At 72.3% G+C, this 15,859-nt stretch carries 13 protein-coding genes; 9 read left to right on the top strand and 4 right to left on the bottom strand.

Annotated features, from left to right (window positions below):
* Positions 1-32 precede the first annotated feature (32 nt).
* From AC07C1_RS06015 to AC07C1_RS06040, 6 genes are all read left to right on the top strand, one after another.
* A complete protein-coding gene (locus tag AC07C1_RS06015; RefSeq protein ID WP_478937185.1) occupies positions 33-698 on the top strand; it encodes an amino acid ABC transporter permease in 666 nt (221 codons plus the stop codon).
* Complete coding sequence (locus AC07C1_RS06020; RefSeq protein WP_478937186.1) at positions 695-1,630, top strand: amino acid ABC transporter permease; 936 nt, start codon at positions 695-697, stop codon at positions 1,628-1,630. Before AC07C1_RS06015 ends, AC07C1_RS06020 begins: the two co-directional genes overlap by 4 nt.
* A 176-nt stretch (positions 1,631-1,806) precedes the next feature.
* Positions 1,807-3,411: an FAD-dependent monooxygenase gene (locus tag AC07C1_RS06025; protein ID WP_478937187.1), complete on the top strand. Its 1,605-nt coding sequence runs from the start codon at positions 1,807-1,809 to the stop codon at positions 3,409-3,411.
* Between the two features lie 115 nt (positions 3,412-3,526).
* Positions 3,527-3,574, top strand: a complete 48-nt coding sequence (locus tag AC07C1_RS06030; RefSeq protein WP_309506048.1) for a hypothetical protein — start codon at positions 3,527-3,529, stop codon at positions 3,572-3,574.
* Between the two features lie 68 nt (positions 3,575-3,642).
* Positions 3,643-4,176 carry a cupin domain-containing protein gene (locus AC07C1_RS06035; protein WP_478937189.1) on the top strand — a complete coding sequence of 178 codons (534 nt, stop codon included), beginning with the start codon at positions 3,643-3,645 and terminating at the stop codon, positions 4,174-4,176.
* A 44-nt stretch (positions 4,177-4,220) separates the two neighbouring features.
* The gene (locus tag AC07C1_RS06040) at positions 4,221-4,658 is read left to right on the top strand and encodes a rhodanese-like domain-containing protein (protein WP_478937191.1); all 438 of its coding nucleotides are present in this window, start codon (positions 4,221-4,223) and stop codon (positions 4,656-4,658) included.
* A 143-nt stretch (positions 4,659-4,801) separates the two neighbouring features.
* Here AC07C1_RS06040 and recX read toward each other — a convergent pair whose 3' ends face one another.
* Together recX and recA are read right to left on the bottom strand one after the other, a co-directional pair.
* On the bottom strand, positions 4,802-5,635 hold the full coding sequence (recX, locus tag AC07C1_RS06045) for a recombination regulator RecX (RefSeq protein WP_478937192.1): 834 nt from the start codon (positions 5,633-5,635) through the stop codon (positions 4,802-4,804).
* A 3-nt stretch (positions 5,636-5,638) separates the two neighbouring features.
* Positions 5,639-6,763, bottom strand: a complete 1,125-nt coding sequence (recA, locus tag AC07C1_RS06050) for a recombinase RecA (RefSeq protein WP_478937193.1) — start codon at positions 6,761-6,763, stop codon at positions 5,639-5,641.
* Between the two features lie 305 nt (positions 6,764-7,068).
* Between recA and AC07C1_RS06055 the strand changes: the two genes are divergently transcribed.
* Positions 7,069-7,812, top strand: coding sequence for a hypothetical protein (locus AC07C1_RS06055; RefSeq protein WP_478937194.1), 744 nt, complete (start codon positions 7,069-7,071; stop codon positions 7,810-7,812).
* A 117-nt stretch (positions 7,813-7,929) separates the two neighbouring features.
* Here the strand turns inward: AC07C1_RS06055 and AC07C1_RS06060 are convergent, their stop codons facing one another.
* Positions 7,930-9,183, bottom strand: coding sequence for an AI-2E family transporter (locus AC07C1_RS06060; RefSeq protein ID WP_478937195.1), 1,254 nt, complete (start codon positions 9,181-9,183; stop codon positions 7,930-7,932).
* Positions 9,184-9,313: 130 nt separating this feature from the next.
* Positions 9,314-9,508 carry a DUF3046 domain-containing protein gene (locus AC07C1_RS06065; RefSeq protein WP_478937196.1) on the bottom strand — a complete coding sequence of 65 codons (195 nt, stop codon included), beginning with the start codon at positions 9,506-9,508 and terminating at the stop codon, positions 9,314-9,316.
* Positions 9,509-9,588: 80 nt separating this feature from the next.
* Between AC07C1_RS06065 and AC07C1_RS06070 the strand changes: the two genes are divergently transcribed.
* Positions 9,589-10,533 (top strand): hypothetical protein, encoded by a 945-nt coding sequence (locus tag AC07C1_RS06070; protein ID WP_478937197.1) that lies wholly within the window; start codon positions 9,589-9,591, stop codon positions 10,531-10,533.
* 283 nt (positions 10,534-10,816) lie between these two features.
* Positions 10,817-15,823 (top strand): ATP-dependent helicase, encoded by a 5,007-nt coding sequence (locus tag AC07C1_RS06075; RefSeq protein ID WP_478937198.1) that lies wholly within the window; start codon positions 10,817-10,819, stop codon positions 15,821-15,823.
* Positions 15,824-15,859 lie beyond the last annotated feature (36 nt).

The following is a 15,859-nucleotide window of genomic DNA, read 5'->3' on the forward strand; positions in this document are numbered from 1 at the left end:
GGGCATCCCTACACGCGGAAGCGCGGGAGATCGTGTTCGACTTTCTTGGACGTTATGACGTACTGGGCGCCTTCTGGACGACCGTGCAGCTCACGCTGCTGTCGGCCGTCGGCTCCCTGGTCTGGGGCACCCTGCTGGCCGGCATGAGGGTGGGCCCGGTACCGCTGATGCGCGGTTTCGGCACCGCCTACGTGAACATCGTGCGGAACATCCCGCTGACGGTGATCATCCTCTTCTCCTCGCTCGGTCTCAGCCAGACGCTCGGTGTCACGCTCGGTACGGCCGATTTCGGTGCCCGGGGCTTCCGGCTGGCCGTGCTCGGCCTGATCCTCTACACCTCGGCCTTCGTCTGTGAGGCGATCCGCTCCGGCATCAACACGGTCCCGGTCGGCCAGGCGGAGGCCGCGCGGGCCATCGGCCTCAGCTTCACGCAGGTGCTGAGGCTGATCGTGCTGCCGCAGGCGTTCCGCGCGGCCATCGGTCCGCTGACCAACGTGCTGATCGCGTTGACGAAGAACACGACGGTGGCCGCCGCGATCGGCGTGGCGGAGGCGGCGTTCCTGATGAAGGAGATGATCGAGAACGAGGCGCAGTTGCTGGTGATCTCGGCGGTCATCGCCTTCGGGTTCGTGTGTCTGACCCTGCCGACCGGGCTGATCCTCGGCTGGGTGGGCAAGAAGGTGGCGGTGAAGCGATGACTTCGGTCCTGTACGACGCCCAGGGGCCCCGCGCCAAGCGGCGCAACATCCTCTACACGGCGCTCTTCCTGGTGGCTCTCGCAGCCGTCGTGTGGTGGGTGTACAAGGCCCTCGACGACAAGGGCCAGCTGGCCTGGGCGCTGTGGAAGCCGTTCTTCAGCGGCGCCGAGGCGTACTCGACGTACATCTGGCCCGGTCTTCGCAACACCCTGAAGGCAGCGGCGCTGGCGATGGTCATCGCCCTGCCGCTGGGTGCCGTCCTCGGCATAGCCCGGCTCTCGGACCATGTGTGGGTGCGCGTCCCGGCCGCGGTCGTCGTCGAGTTCTTCCGCGCGATCCCGGTGCTGGTCTTGATGATCTTCGGGAACGCACTCTTTTCCCAGTACCTCGCCGTCAGTTCGGACGACCGTCCGTTCTACGCGGTCGTGACCGGCCTGGTGCTGTACAACGCGTCGGTGCTCGCGGAGATCGTCCGCGCGGGCATTCTCGCCCTGCCGAAGGGGCAGTCCGAAGCGGCCATGGCGATCGGCCTGCGCAAGGGTCAGGTGATGCGGCTCGTCCTGCTGCCGCAGGCGGTCACCACGATGCTCCCGGCGATCGTCAGCCAGCTGGTGGTCGTCGTGAAGGACACCGCTCTCGGCGGTGCGGTGCTCACCTTCCCCGAACTGCTGGCCTCCGCCAACACGATGGCCGGCTACTACGGCAACATCATCGCCTCCCTGACCGTCGTGGCCGTGATCTTCGTGGTCATCAACTTCTCCCTGACCTCGTTCGCGAGCTGGCTGGAGGGCCGGCTGCGGCGGCGCAAGAAGTCGACCGGCGCGGTGCTCGGCGCCCAGGACGTGGCGGACATCGCGGGTACGGCGGCAGCCGGCGCCGACCCGGCGGGCAACGCGGCCGGCGTAGGTGACTTCGGCGGCGTCAGCAAGTGACGCTCACTCACCTCGTATGAATCGGCCGGAGGCAGTGGCATGATCGCCACTGCCTCCGGTCGCTTGACGCAAACTCTGCCAATGGGTTGCATACGTTCTGTGATCGTGCACCCCGTTCCACCTTCCTGTTCACTTGTCTCCGTCAGGGCATCGTCACGGGCAGGGGGCGCCGCGTCATGGACCCGGTGATCATTGTCGGAGCGGGGCCCGTCGGGCTCACGCTCGCCCTGGCCCTGGCCCGGCAGGAGGTGCCGACCGTCGTCCTGGACGAGGGCCCCGGCAAGGACGAAGCCCGCCCGGCGCGCACGGTCGTGCTGCGCGAGGACACGGCCGCCCTGCTGGAGCGGCTGACCGGAGTCGTGCTCGGTGAGCACGGTGTGCGCTGGGCCGGATGGCGGTCCCTGCGTCGCAAACAGGTGATGAGCGAGGTCGCTTTCGACGAGGCCGGCCCCACCGCCCCCCTGCACATCGCCCAGCACGTCCTCACGCACGCCCTGCGCACTGCCGCCGCCGACGAGCCATTGGTGAGGACGGTGGTGGACAGCCGCCTCGATTCGATCGAGCAGGACCGTTCCGGCGTCACCGCGCACACCCGCGGTCCCCAGGGCACCTGGTGGCGCGGCAGCTACCTGGTCGGTTGCGACGGAACCCGCTCGACGGTGCGCAAACTCCAGGACATCCGCTTCCCGGGCCGTACGGCGGTGGAACGGCACGCGGTCGCCGCGCTGCGGGCGGAACTTCCGTGGGAGGGTCAGGCGTTGCTCCATCGGACGCCGCCGTGGCGGCAGTCCGGGCCCCCGGCCGGGGAGGTGACCGCGCGCCCCCTCCCGGACGGCGTGTGGCGCCTGGACTGGCTGCTGCCGCCGGGCAAGGACCTGGTCACGCCCGAGATCCTGGTGGCCCGGATCCGCGAGACCCTCGCGGGCTGGACCGGCGGCTCCACGCCGGCGTACGACCTGCTCGACACCGGTGTCCACACCGTGCACCACCGGCTGGCCCGCCGGTGGCGCGTCGGCCGGGTCTTCCTCGCCGGGGACGCGGCCCACCTGCTCGGCGCATTCGGCACCCAGGGGCTCGACGAGGGCCTGCGGGACACCGACAACCTCGCGTGGAAGCTGGCCGTCGCCTGGCACCGCGGCCCGCACGAGGTGCTGCTGGACAGCTACCAGGCCGAGCGGCGTGCGGTGGTCGCCGCCCGGCTGCGCGCCGCCGACCAGGCACTGCCGGTGCTGCGCGGCGGAGGCGGGTTGCGCAACATCGTGCCGGGCGCGGCCCGGGGCCATGACGAGTTGTTCGGGGACGGTCATCTGGGGCGCGGGCCGCTCGGCGCGCCGGGGGCGTACGCCGACTCGCCGCTCGCACCCCGGACCCTGGACGGGGAGATCCCGGTCGACACCTCGCCCGGCGCACCGGTCACGGACGTACGGGTCACGGCCGAGGACGGTTCCTTCGTCCAGTTGCGCGAGCGGCTCGGCCGGGGCGCGCTGCTCGTCGTGCTGATCGCACCCGGCACGGGCGTATGGGACCGCAAGCACTGGGTCTCCGCCGGGGTGATGCCCCGGCTCGCGGCCGCCGTGACCGCGCTGCCCCATCCCGCCGAGCTGCTGGTCGCCGAGAGCTATCCGGGTGCGCCGGCGCACAGCGTGCTGCTCGTACGCCCCGACGGCCACCTCGTCACAGCGTTGAGCGGAGTCCGCCCCGCGGACCTGTACGGGGCGGCCGAGGCCGCGGTGGGCGGCGCGGTGAAGGAGGAGGCGCAGGCCGGCTCCGGCGCGCGCTGACCCGAACCCCGTCACGCTCTGTCCACATGGTGACGGTGAATTGACCCGAGTGCGGCACCATGCTGTACTCCGGATCGTGACCGACACCTGTGTACGCCTGTGGCGGAGGGTCCATATGGACCTCGTCCGCTATGCGGGCTGTGTGTGTCGCCCGTCCTGCTGAATTCGCATCCCTCGTTTTCCGGGCGCCGTCGTGCGCCCGTTCCGCGAACCTTCCTCAGGACGGTGTACGTGTCTGTCTCCTCCCCCTCTGTGTCCCCTGCCGTCGGCTCGGCGCCCACCCAGGCGGACCTCCTCGACTTCGTACGGCGTACGGCGGCCGACGCCGAGCTGATCGCCTCCCTCCCGCTCGACCCGGAAGGCCGCACCTGGGTGCGGCTGGAGGGACCCGGCGGCAGCGAGGCCTGGCTGATCGGCTGGCCGCCCGGCACCGGCACCGGCTGGCACGACCACGCCGACTCGGTCGGCGCCTTCCTCACCGCCTCGGGCGAACTCAAGGAGTACTCCCTCGCAGTCCGGCTGCCCACCGACGGCTGGAAGACCCTGGAACTCACCGAGGACGTCGACCGCGAGCGCCGGCTGCCCGCCGGGAAGGGCCGCGCCTTCGGGCGCCACCATGTGCACGAGGTGCTCAACGAGTCCCCCGACCAGCACGCGATCTCCGTCCACGCCTACTATCCGCCGCTCCCGCGGATCCGCCGCTACAGCCGCACGGGGCACGTACTGCGCCTGGAACAGGTCGAACGCCCGGAGGACTGGCAGTGAGCGGCAGGATGGGCAGCGCACTGACGGACAGCGAGGAGTCAACGGTGAGCGCGACACACGAGGGACCGGGAGTGAGTGCGACCAGTGAGCGGCCTGTCGGCATCGACGATTTGCTGGAGCGGGTGCGCGCGGGCTACCGGCGCATCGAGGCACGGCAGGCGCATCAGGAGGAGCAAGCCGGTGACGCGCTGCTGGTCGACATCCGGTACGCGGCCCTGCGCGAGCGGGACGGGCTGATTCCCGGCGCCCTCGTCGTCGAGCGCAACGAACTGGAGTGGCGCCTCGACCCGCGGGGCAGCCACCGTGCACCCCAGGCCACGAGTCATGACCTGCGTGCCGTGGTGATCTGCAACGAGGGGTACGCCTCCAGCCTCGCCGCGGCCTCCCTCCACCAGCTGGGGCTGCACCGGGCGACGGATCTGGTGGGCGGCTTCCAGGCGTGGCGGGCGGCAGGGCTGCCGGTGGAGCCGGCGACCTCCTGAGCGGTGCGGTGCGCGTGCCGGTCATTCCGCCGGGCAACCACTCCGCGCCGGGCCGGCCACCTCCGAGATCGGCGCAAGATGGGGCGTCCGGAATCGGGGCAAGGGGCGGCGGCTCGGCGCGCTCCGTCCAACGCGCGGCGCCGTCAGAAGTCCCCGTCCCCGAGGAGCTCCGTGTCCTCGCCCTCTTCCTCCAGGGCCTGGCGGACGACGCGGAGGGCCATGCCCTCGGGGTAGCCCTTGCGGGCGAGCATGCCGGCGAGGCGGCGGAGCCGCTTGTCCCGGTCGAGGCCGCGGGTGGCGCGCAGTTTGCGGGCCACCAGTTCGCGGGCGGTCGCCTCCTCCTGGTCGGAGTCGAGCTGGCCGACGGCCTCGTCGATCAGCGCGGAGTCGACGCCCTTGGTCCGCAGCTCCCGGGCCAGTGCGCGCCGGGCCAGTCCGCGGCCATGGTGCCGGGACTCCACCCAGGCGTCCGCGAACGCACCGTCGTCGATCAGCCCGACCTCCTCGAACCGCGACAGCACCTCCTCGGCCACCTCCTCGGGAATCTCCCGCTTGCGCAGGGCATCCGCGAGCTGCTTGCGGGTGCGCGGGGTCCCGGTGAGCAGGCGCAGGCAGATCGCCCGTGCCCGCTCAGCCGGGTCCCCTGAAGACTCCCCCCGCTCGGCCCTCGACGAGGAAGGGGCGCCTTCGTCCCCACCGGGCACGTCGCCGAAGCCGCGCCGCCGCCGGCCGTGTCCCCGGCCGCCCCGCGGTCCGGCGGTGCCTTCGGAGCCACGGCCGGGCGAGCCGCCCCCGTACGGTTCGTCGCCCGCGCCATCGTGGTGCGCGCCGCCGTCACTCCCGTACCCGCGGTACCCGTCGTCCCGGTGCCGGCCGTCCCCGGCCGGGACGGAGTCCGGGTAGCCCTTGCTGCCGCTCCCCCGGGGGGCACCGGGGGTGGCGTACTCGTACTCGGCCCAGTCGGTTCGTCGTGTCACGGGTCAGCTCTTGGCAGCGGCGGCCTTGGGCTTGGTGGCCTTGGCAGCCGGAGCGGGCGCCGCCTTGGCGTCGTCCGCGGCCGCGGTGGTCACCGCCGCGTCAGCGCCGGCCTCGGTGGCGGGCTCCTCCGGCCGGACGCCCACACCCAGCTTCTCCTTGATCTTCTTCTCGATCTCGTTGGCCAGGTCGGGGTTGTCCTTGAGGAAGTTGCGCGCGTTCTCCTTGCCCTGGCCGAGCTGGTCGCCCTCGTACGTGTACCAGGCGCCGGCCTTGCGGACGAAGCCGTTCTCCACACCCATGTCGATCAGACCGCCCTCGCGGCTGATGCCCTGCCCGTAGAGGATGTCGAACTCGGCCTGCTTGAAGGGCGGCGCGACCTTGTTCTTGACGACCTTGACGCGGGTGCGGTTGCCGACCGCGTCCGTGCCGTCCTTCAGGGTCTCGATGCGACGGATGTCGAGTCGCACGGAGGCGTAGAACTTCAGCGCCCGGCCACCGGTCGTGGTCTCCGGGGAGCCGAACATCACGCCGATCTTCTCGCGGAGCTGGTTGATGAAGATCGCGGTCGTCTTGGACTGGTTGAGGGCGCTGGTGATCTTCCGCAGGGCCTGGCTCATCAGACGGGCCTGCAGGCCGACGTGGCTGTCGCCCATCTCGCCCTCGATCTCCGCGCGCGGGACGAGCGCGGCGACGGAGTCGATGACGATCAGGTCGAGGGCGCCGGAGCGGACCAGCATGTCCACGATCTCCAGCGCCTGCTCGCCGTTGTCCGGCTGGGAGAGGATCAGGTTGTCGATGTCGACGCCGAGCTTCTTCGCGTACTCGGGGTCGAGGGCGTGCTCCGCGTCGACGAAGGCGACCTGGCCGCCGGCCTTCTGCGCGTTGGCCACCGCGTGCAGGGTCAGGGTCGTCTTACCGGAGGACTCCGGGCCGTACACCTCCACCACACGGCCGCGCGGCAGGCCGCCGACGCCGAGGGCGACGTCGAGTGCGGTCGACCCGGTGGGGATGACCTCGATGGGCTCGTTCGGCCGCTCGCCCAGGCGCATCACCGCGCCCTTGCCGAATTGCCGTTCAATCTGTGCGAGCGCGGCGTCGAGCGCCTTCTCGCGGTCGGTTCCTGCCATGGGTTCCACCCGGTTTGCTTGAGTCGATCGCTTCACGTCAAAGACGCTAACGCCTGCCACTGACAATGCGCCCCGACGCAGGCCCAGCCTGTGGATAACCAAGGGACTTTTCCCGGCAAACCGGTCAGAAATCCCCTACCGAGAGCTTCGCCTGAGCCCCCATAAGAATAGATGTTCGATTTTCGTGTCAAGCGCACCACACGATGTCCGGAGCAGGGGGAACCAGCCGCTACTCCCAGTGTCGTACCGCGGGTGCCTTCGGCCGGACGACGACCCTCACGGGCCGCTCCCGGAGCCTTGGCCCCATGAAGACTCCGCGTGCCGTCGATCGCCTCTGCCACGCGACGGGGCTGCTCCTCGCCCTGTCCGGCCTCGCTCACCTCGTGGTGTTCGCCGTCGACGGCGGCCCCTGGGACGGTCCCGTCTCCTGGCGCAAGCCCGTCACGTTCGGGCTGTCCTTCGGAGTGACCCTGATCGCGGTCACCTGGGTCACGTCGTACCTGCGGGTCGACGCGCGGCTGCGCTCGGCCCTGCTGCTCGTCTTCGCCGCCGACTGCGTGGTGGAGGTCGGCGGCAGCACACTCCAGGCATGGCGCCGGGTGCCTTCGCACCTCAACATGGAGACACCTTTCGACACGGCGGTGTCCATGACGCTCGGGGTGGGCGGCGGTGTTCTGGTCGTGCTGCTCACGCTCTTCGCGGTCGCGTCCTTCCGGCACCGGCCGACGGGCCCCGCCGGCATGTCGCTCGCGGTGCGCTCCGGGTTCGCGCTTCTGCTGGTGGCACTGGCCGCCGGGGCGGGCATGATCGCGCGCGGGGTCGTGCTGACGCGGACCGGCCATCAGGCGGCCGCCTATCACTCGACGGCCCCACTCAAGCCGCTGCACGGCGTGAGCCTGCACGCCGTCCTCGTCCTGCCCCTGCTGGCCTGGCTGCTGTCCCGCACGCCCTGGAGCGCCCGGGTGCGCCGGCGGATCGTGGCCACGGCCGCCGGCTGCTACGGAGCGGCCGTCGTGGCAGCCGGCATATGGGCGGCGTTGACGTATTGACGTCGCCGCTGACGTATCGACGTTGATGCTGACGTATTGACGCATGCGCCCCACGCTGTGACCCCTGCGTCCCGCGCTCAGGCGACGCGCGCGCCGCGCCGGGACGATGCGCCGCCACTACGGCGACTCCTCCGGATCAGGCGGCCCGGACCACACCCGTCGCATGCGGGCGAACAGGCCGGGGCCGCCCGGCTCCCTGGCGGGGTGCCCCTGCACCCGGGGGTCGTCCGTGACGGCGTACCGCTTCACGTATGCCCCCAGGAAGGCCTGCAGAGTCGCCACCGCGGGGATGGCGATCAGCGCGCCGACGGCGCCCAGCAGCGCGGTGCCCGCGATGACCGAGCCGAAGGCGACCGCCGGGTGGATGTCGACCGTCTTGGCGGTCAGCTTGGGCTGGAGCACGTAGTTCTCGCACTGCTGGTAGACCACGACGAAGGCCAGCACCCACACCGCGTACCAGGGCTCCACGGTGAACGCGATCAACATCGGCAGCGCACCCGCGAGGTACGTGCCGATGGTGGGGATGAACTGCGAGACCAGGCCCACCCAGACACCGAGCACGGGCGCGTACGGCACACCGAGGGCCTGCAGCAGGATGTAGTGCGCGACTCCGGAGATCAGCGCCATGAGGCCGCGCGAGTAGAGATAGCCGCCCGTCTTGTCGACGGCGATCTCCCAGGCCCGCAGTACCTCGGCCTGGCGTGCGGGCGGCAGGACGGAGCACAGGGCACGGCGCAGCCGGGGGCCGTCGGCGGCGAAGTAGAACGAGAACAGCCCGACCGTCAGCAGCTGGAAGAGCCCGCCGAGCACCTGCGCGGAGACGTCGAGGACACCGGCCGCGCTGTTCTGCGCGTACTTGCGCAGCCAGTCGGAGTGGAGCAGGCCCTCCTGGACGTCCACCCGTCTCAGCTCGGTGTGGAAGGTCGCATTGATCCAGTTGATCAGTGAGTCGAGGTAGTCCGGGAAACCCTCGATCATCTTGATGATCTGGCCGGCGAGCATGGAGCCGAGCAAGGTGACGAACCCGGCGGTGATGATCGTCAAGCCGAGGAACACCAGGAAGGTGGCGAGCCCCCTGCGCATGCCGCGGGCGGCCATCCGGCTCACCGCGGGCTCTATCGCGAGCGCCAGGAAGAAGGCGATCAACATGTTGATCAACAGGTTGGTCAGCTGGTGAAAGGCCCAGCTGCCCAGCTGGAACGCGGCGATCAACGCGAGCGCGAGCACCATGGCGCGCGGCAGCCAGCGGGGCATGCGGGCCCCCGAAGCCACGGTGCCGGGGGCGGGGGCGGGGGGCCGGTCGGGCGGCGTTGTATCGGTCGGTGCTGCGTGCCGGGTGGGCGGCTGGGTGTCCTCGTCAGTGGGTGCCACGGGCCAAGTCTCGCCGACTCTGCCGACAACCGGCGTCCACCTGCGGCTTTCGTGACCGATCAGTGCCGTGCCGTCGACATCTTCACGGCTTGGCCGGGGCCGTTTCGATCAATGCGCCGGGGCTGCCGCGTCAACGCCTCTCCCCTGGCACGTTCATGACCGTGCACACCACGCGCCACACGTCCTTGGCCGCCCAGCCGGCGTCCAACGCCTGGTTCACCGTGCGTCCGCCCAGCTCCGACATGACGTGATCGCGCGCGAAGGTGTCGGCGTACCCCGGACCGAAGTGTTCCGCCATCCGCTGCCAGAAGACCGTCAACCGCATGAGCCCAGTATCCCGCCCCTGGGGGTGGGCCCCGCCCGGAGCCGCTTGCCGAGACCGCTTTCCGTCCTACGGTCTGACGCATGGCCGAATCAGGAGCTTCCCCACTCCCCCCTGCGCACCCGGCGCGCTCCCCGCTCTTCCGCGCCGAACAGTTCGTGTGGCTCACCGCGCGCGTGCTGGAGCAGCGCCTCTTCGCGTACCACTTCCTGCACGGCGCCCCGGACACGGTGGAAGCGGCGCTGGATGCCTACCGCAACGAGGACGGCGGCTACGGGCACGCGCTGGAGCCCGATCTGCGCGGACCCGTGAGCCAGCCCCTGCACACCGCCCACGCGCTGCGTGTGCTGGACGCCATCGGGCGCTGCGGCGGGCAGCGGGTGGAGCGTGTGTGCCGTTATCTGACCTCCGTCTCCACCGCGGACGGTGCGCTGCCGGCCATCCATCCCAGCCAGCGCGGATATCCGGCGGCACCGTTCGTCCCGGTCCTCGACGACCCGCCCAGCGAACTGCTGGCCACCGGTCCGGTCGTCGGGCTGCTGCACCACAACGAGGTGTGGCATGCCTGGCTGTTCCGGGCCACCGACTTCTGCTGGCAGGCCGTCGAGTCCCTGGAGAAGTCCCACCCCTACGAGGTGCAGGCCGCCGTCGCCTTCCTGGACTCGGCTCCCGACCGCCCGCGTGCGGAGGCCGCCGCCGACCGGCTGGGCCGCCTGGTGCGGGAGCAGCGGCTCGCGGCGCTGGACCCGGACGGTCTCGACGCGTATCCGGTCGCGCCGGGCTACGCCCCGGGCGAGCATCACTTCCCGCACGACTTCGCCAAGAGCCCGCGATCGCTCGCGCGCGCGTGGTTCACGGACGACGAGATGGCCCGCTCGCTGGACCACCTGGCCGCCGAGCAGCAGGAGGACGGGGGCTGGCCCATCCGCTGGCGCCGGTGGGCACCGGCACCCGCGCTGGAGGCCCGCCCCCTGGTGACGATCAGGGCGCTGCGCACACTGAGGGCGTACGGACGCTTCGTGGGCTGAGCCGGTCCTCTCCTGGGGTTGAGCGGCGCGAGGGCTCCGGCGTCGGCGGACGCCTCGGAACCGGTGGAGCGGGCGCGGCACTGGCGGTACGAGGAGCTGCCCGGAGTCGACCTGCTCCGGGCCCGCCCCGTCCCCGCTCGGTCGGCCCTCGTGCCGCCCAGCTCTGCCGGCCATGCGCCCGTTGTCCGCCCCTCCGCCCCCGACCGGCTGCCTGCCGCCGCCCCGACGCATGGCGTATGCGCAGGTCAGCGCGATTGTCAGTAGGCGGGTGCAGGATGGACGCATGGTCAGCTCAGCACATCGAGCCCTCGACGGCTTCTCGCCCGCGACCCGCGGCTGGTTCACGGGGGCCTTCTCCGCGCCCACCGCGGCCCAGGCGGGCGCGTGGCAGGCCATCCGGCAGGGCTCGGACGTGCTGGTGGTCGCCCCGACCGGCTCCGGCAAGACGCTGGCCGCGTTCCTGGCCGCCTTGGACCAGCTGGCGTCGGCCCCGCCCCCGGCCGACCCGAGGAAACGCTGCCGGGTGCTGTACGTGTCCCCGCTGAAGGCCCTCGCCGTCGACGTCGAGCGCAACCTCCGCAGCCCGCTGACCGGCATCCGGCAGGAGTCCGTGCGCCTGGGGCTGCCCGAGCCGGAGGTCCGGGTCGGCATCCGCTCCGGCGACACCCCGGCCGCCGAGCGGCGCGCGCTGTCCACGCGGCCACCGGACATCCTCATCACCACCCCCGAGTCGCTGTTCCTGATGCTGACCTCGGCCACGCGCGACGCGCTGACGGGCGTGGAGACGGTGATCCTGGACGAGGTGCACGCGGTCGCGGGCACCAAGCGCGGCGCCCACCTGGCGCTCTCCCTGGAGCGGCTGGACGAGCTGCTGCCGAAACCGGCCCGCCGGATCGGCCTGTCGGCGACCGTGCGCCCGGTCGACGAGATCGCCCGGTACCTGTCCCCGCGCCGCAAGGTGGAGATCGTCCAGCCGAAGTCCGGCAAGGAGTTCGACCTCTCCGTGGTCGTCCCGGTCGAGGACATGGGCGAGCTGGGCGGCGCCCCGGCGGCCGACGCCGCCGACGGCGGGGAGCGGCCGTCGATCTGGCCGCATGTGGAGGAGCGGATCGCCGATCTGGTCCAGTCCCACCGCTCCACGATCGTGTTCGCCAACTCCCGGCGCCTGGCGGAGCGGCTGTGCAACCGGCTCAACGAGATCGCGTACGAGCGTGCGACCGGCGAGACCCTGGGCGAACACCATTCCCCCGCCGAGCTGATGGGCGGCTCGGGCGCGGCCCTGGGCGCGCCCCCGGTGATCGCCCGCGCGCACCACGGCTCGGTCTCCAAGGAGCAGCGTGCTCTGGTTGAGGAGGACCTGAAGGCGGGCCGGCTGCCCGCGGTGGTCGCCACGTCCAGCCTGGAGCTGGGCATCGACATGGGCGCCGTGGATCTCGTCGTCCAGGTCGAGTCCCCGCCGTCGGTGGCATCCGGGCTCCAGCGCGTCGGCCGCGCGGGGCACCAGGTCGGCGCCGTCTCCACCGGTGTGGTCTTCCCCAAGTACCGGGGTGACCTCGTGCAGGCGGCCGTGGTCACCGAGCGGATGCGCTCGGGTTCGATCGAGTCCCTGAAGGTGCCCGCGAACCCGCTGGACGTGCTCGCGCAGCAACTGGTCGCGATGACCGCGTTGGACACCTGGCAGGTCGACGACCTGCTCGCCGTGGTCCGCCGTGCGGCCCCCTTCGCCTCGCTGCCCGAGTCGGCCTTCACCGCGGTTCTCGACATGCTCGCGGGCCGCTATCCGTCCGACGCGTTCGCGGAGCTGCGCCCGCGCGTGGTGTGGGACCGGGTGGCCGGCACCGTCACCGGCCGCCCTGGCGCCCAGCGGCTCGCCGTCACCTCCGGCGGCACGATCCCCGACCGCGGCCTGTTCGGGGTCTTCCTCGCCGGTTCCGACCCCAAGAAGGGCGGCGGCCGGGTCGGCGAACTCGACGAGGAGATGGTCTACGAGTCCCGGGTGGGGGACGTCTTCACGCTGGGCACGAGTTCCTGGCGCATCGAGGACATCACCCGCGACCGGGTCCTGGTGTCCCCCGCGCCGGGTGTGCCGGGCCGGCTGCCGTTCTGGAAGGGCGACCAGCTGGGTCGCCCGCTCGAACTGGGCCGCGCGGTGGGCGCGTTCCTGCGCGAGGTCGGCTCCCTGTCCAAGGACGACGCCCGGCTGCGCCTGCTCGCGGCGGGCCTGGACGCGTGGGCGGCGGACAACGTGCTGTCGTACCTGGACGAACAGCGCGAGGCCTGCGGCCACATTCCGGACGACCGTACGATCGTCGTGGAGCGCTTCCGTGACGAGCTGGGCGACTGGCGGGTGGTCGTGCACTCCCCCTTCGGCGCCCAGGTCCACGCCCCCTGGGCTCTCGCCCTCGGCGCCCGCCTGTCCGAGCGGTACGGCATGGACGCGCAGGTCATGCACGCCGACGACGGCATCGTGCTGCGTCTGCCCGACGCCGACCTGATGGGCCTGGACCTGCTCGACCAGGAGCCGATGAAGGCCGGCACCGCATACGACAGCGAGCAGGCCCCCGTGGGCGCGGCGGACGCCGTCTTCGACAAGGGCGAGGTCGACCAGGTCGTCACCGACCAGGTCGGTGGCTCGGCTCTGTTCGCCGCCCGGTTCCGCGAGTGCGCGGCCCGCGCGCTGCTGCTGCCGCGCCGCAGTCCCGGCAAGCGCACCCCGCTGTGGCAGCAGCGCCAGCGCGCGGCACAACTGCTGCAGGTCGCGAGTGAGTTCGGCTCGTTCCCGATCGTCCTGGAAGCGGTCCGCGAATGCCTCCAGGACGTCTTCGACGTCCCCGGACTCGTCGAGCTGATGGGTGACATCGAGGCCCGCAAGGTGCGCCTGGTCGAGGTCACCACCCCGGAGCCGTCCCCGTTCGCCCGCTCCCTGCTCTTCGGGTATGTCGCCCAGTTCCTGTACGAGGGCGACTCCCCGCTCGCCGAGCGCCGCGCCGCCGCGCTCTCCCTGGACTCCCGGCTGCTGGCCGAGCTGCTGGGCCAGGCGGAGCTGCGCGAACTGCTCGACGCGGAGGTGCTGACCGAGCTGGAGCGCGAGCTCCAGTGGCTCACCGAGGACCGCCGGGTCAAGGACGTGGAGGGAGTCGCCGACATTCTGCGGCTGCTCGGCCCGCTGACCGACGCCGAGCTGGTCGCGCGGGGCGCGGACGCGCAGTGGGCGCGTGAGCTGGCCGGTGCCCGCCGGGCCATCAAGGTCCGCATCGCCGGCACCGACCACTGGGCGGCGGTCGAGGACGCGGGCCGGCTGCGCGACGCGCTCGGCACGGCGCTGCCGGTCGGCGTCCCCGAGGCCTTCACGGAGCCGGTCAAGGATCCGCTGGGTGACCTCCTCGCGCGATACGCCCGTACCCACGGCCCGTTCACGTCGGCCACCGCGGCGGCCAGGTTCGGCCTGGGCGTCGCGGTCACCGAGGGCGCTCTGCAGCGGCTCGCGGCGAACGGCCGGGTCGTCCAGGGGGAGTTCCACCCGGCGGGCATCGGCCAGGAGTGGTGCGACGCGGCCGTACTGCGACGGCTTCGCCGCCGCTCCCTCGCGGCGCTGCGCCACGAGCTGGAGCCCGTGCCACCGGCCGCGCTCGCGCAGTTCCTGCCGCAGTGGCAGCACATCGGCAGGGGCCACGGGCTGCGGGGCGTCGACGGACTGGTGCGCGCCATCGAGCAGTTGCAGGGCGCCTCCGTGCCCGCCTCCGCGCTGGAGAAGCTGGTCCTGCCCTCCCGCGTGGCGAACTACACGCCGTCGATGCTCGACGAGCTGGCCGCCGCGGGCGAGGTGGTGTGGGCCGGTGCGGGCGCCCTGCCCGGCAAGGACGGCTGGGTCTCCCTCTATCTGGCCGACGCGGCCACGCTGCTGCTGTCGCCACCGCACCCGCTGGAGCTGACCGCGCTCCACCAGTCCGTCCTCGACGCCCTCTCCGGCGGCTACGGCCTGTTCTTCCGTCAGATCGGCGACCGGGTACGGGCCACCACGCACCCCGAGGTCACCGACCCCCAACTGGCCGACGCGTTGTGGGACCTGGCCTGGTCGGGCCGGCTCACCAATGACACGCTCGCGCCGATGCGTTCCCTGCTGGGCTCGGGCCGTACGGCGGGCTCGACGGCCCACCGTGCCAGGCGCAGCGTCCCGCGCGGCCGCTACGGCTCCCTGACGGCCGCCGCCCGCACCGCCTCCCGTACCGGGCCGCCGACGGTCGCCGGGCGCTGGTCGCTGCTGCCCTCCGTCGAACCGGACGCCACCGTGCGGGCGCACGCCCTGGCCCGCACCCTCCTCGACCGGCACGGCGTGGTCACTCGGGGAGCGGTCGCCGCGGAGGGCGTCGAGGGCGGCTTCTCGGCGGTGTACCGCGTGCTGTCCGCCTTCGAGGAAAGCGGCCAGGCAAGGCGCGGTTACGTCGTCGAGGGACTGGGCGCGGCCCAGTTCGCCATGGATGGCGCGGTGGACCGTCTGCGTGCCGTGTCCAACGCCCGCGAACGGGGCGAGGCGCAGCCCGCCCCGGGTTCCGGCAACGGTTTCGCCGGCCCTGGCCTGCCGAACGGATTCACCGACCCGGGCTTCCCGAGCGGCTTCGCCACCCCCGGCGGTACCGGAACGGGCGGCGGCCCGCACGCCCACACACCCCCCGGCGCCTTCGACGGAGCCGACGGCGGCTTCGCCCATCCCGGCCTCGACGGCGACTTCACCTGGCCGCCGGCGGACCACGCCACCACCCCCGGCGACCACGTCTCCCCGCGCGATCTCGCCGATCCCTTCGCCTCCCCCGGTTACGGAGGTCCCCGAGGAGGCCGGGCCACCGCCTACGGCCCGGCCGGGAACCGGGGCCACGGCAATGGCCGTACGTCCACGCCCGACCCCCGTGCCGCGGTCCTCGCCGCGGCCGACCCCGCGAACGCCTACGGTGCGGCGCTGCCCTGGCCGGAGCCGCCGACCGGTGCCGGGCACAAGCCGGGCCGTAAGGCGGGCTCGCTGGTCGTCCTGGTGGAGGGCGAGCTGACGCTGTACATGGAGCGCGGTGGCAAGACACTGCTGGCCTGGCCCGCCGGCCCGGACATCGCCGCCACGGACGACCCGCGTCTGCGTACCGCCGCCGAGGCACTGGCCGCGGCCGCCCGCGCGGGCTCCCTCGGCACGGTCACGGTCGAGCGGATCAACGGCGCCCAGGCCCTGACCTCCCCCCTAGGCACTCTTCTGGAGGCGGCGGGGTTCGTCGCGACACCGCGCGGCCTGCGCCTGAGAGCGTGACCGGCACCATGCACCGCTGTCCCCCGGCCGTGGCAC

Source organism: Streptomyces sp. NPDC045022 (genome assembly GCF_056432605.1).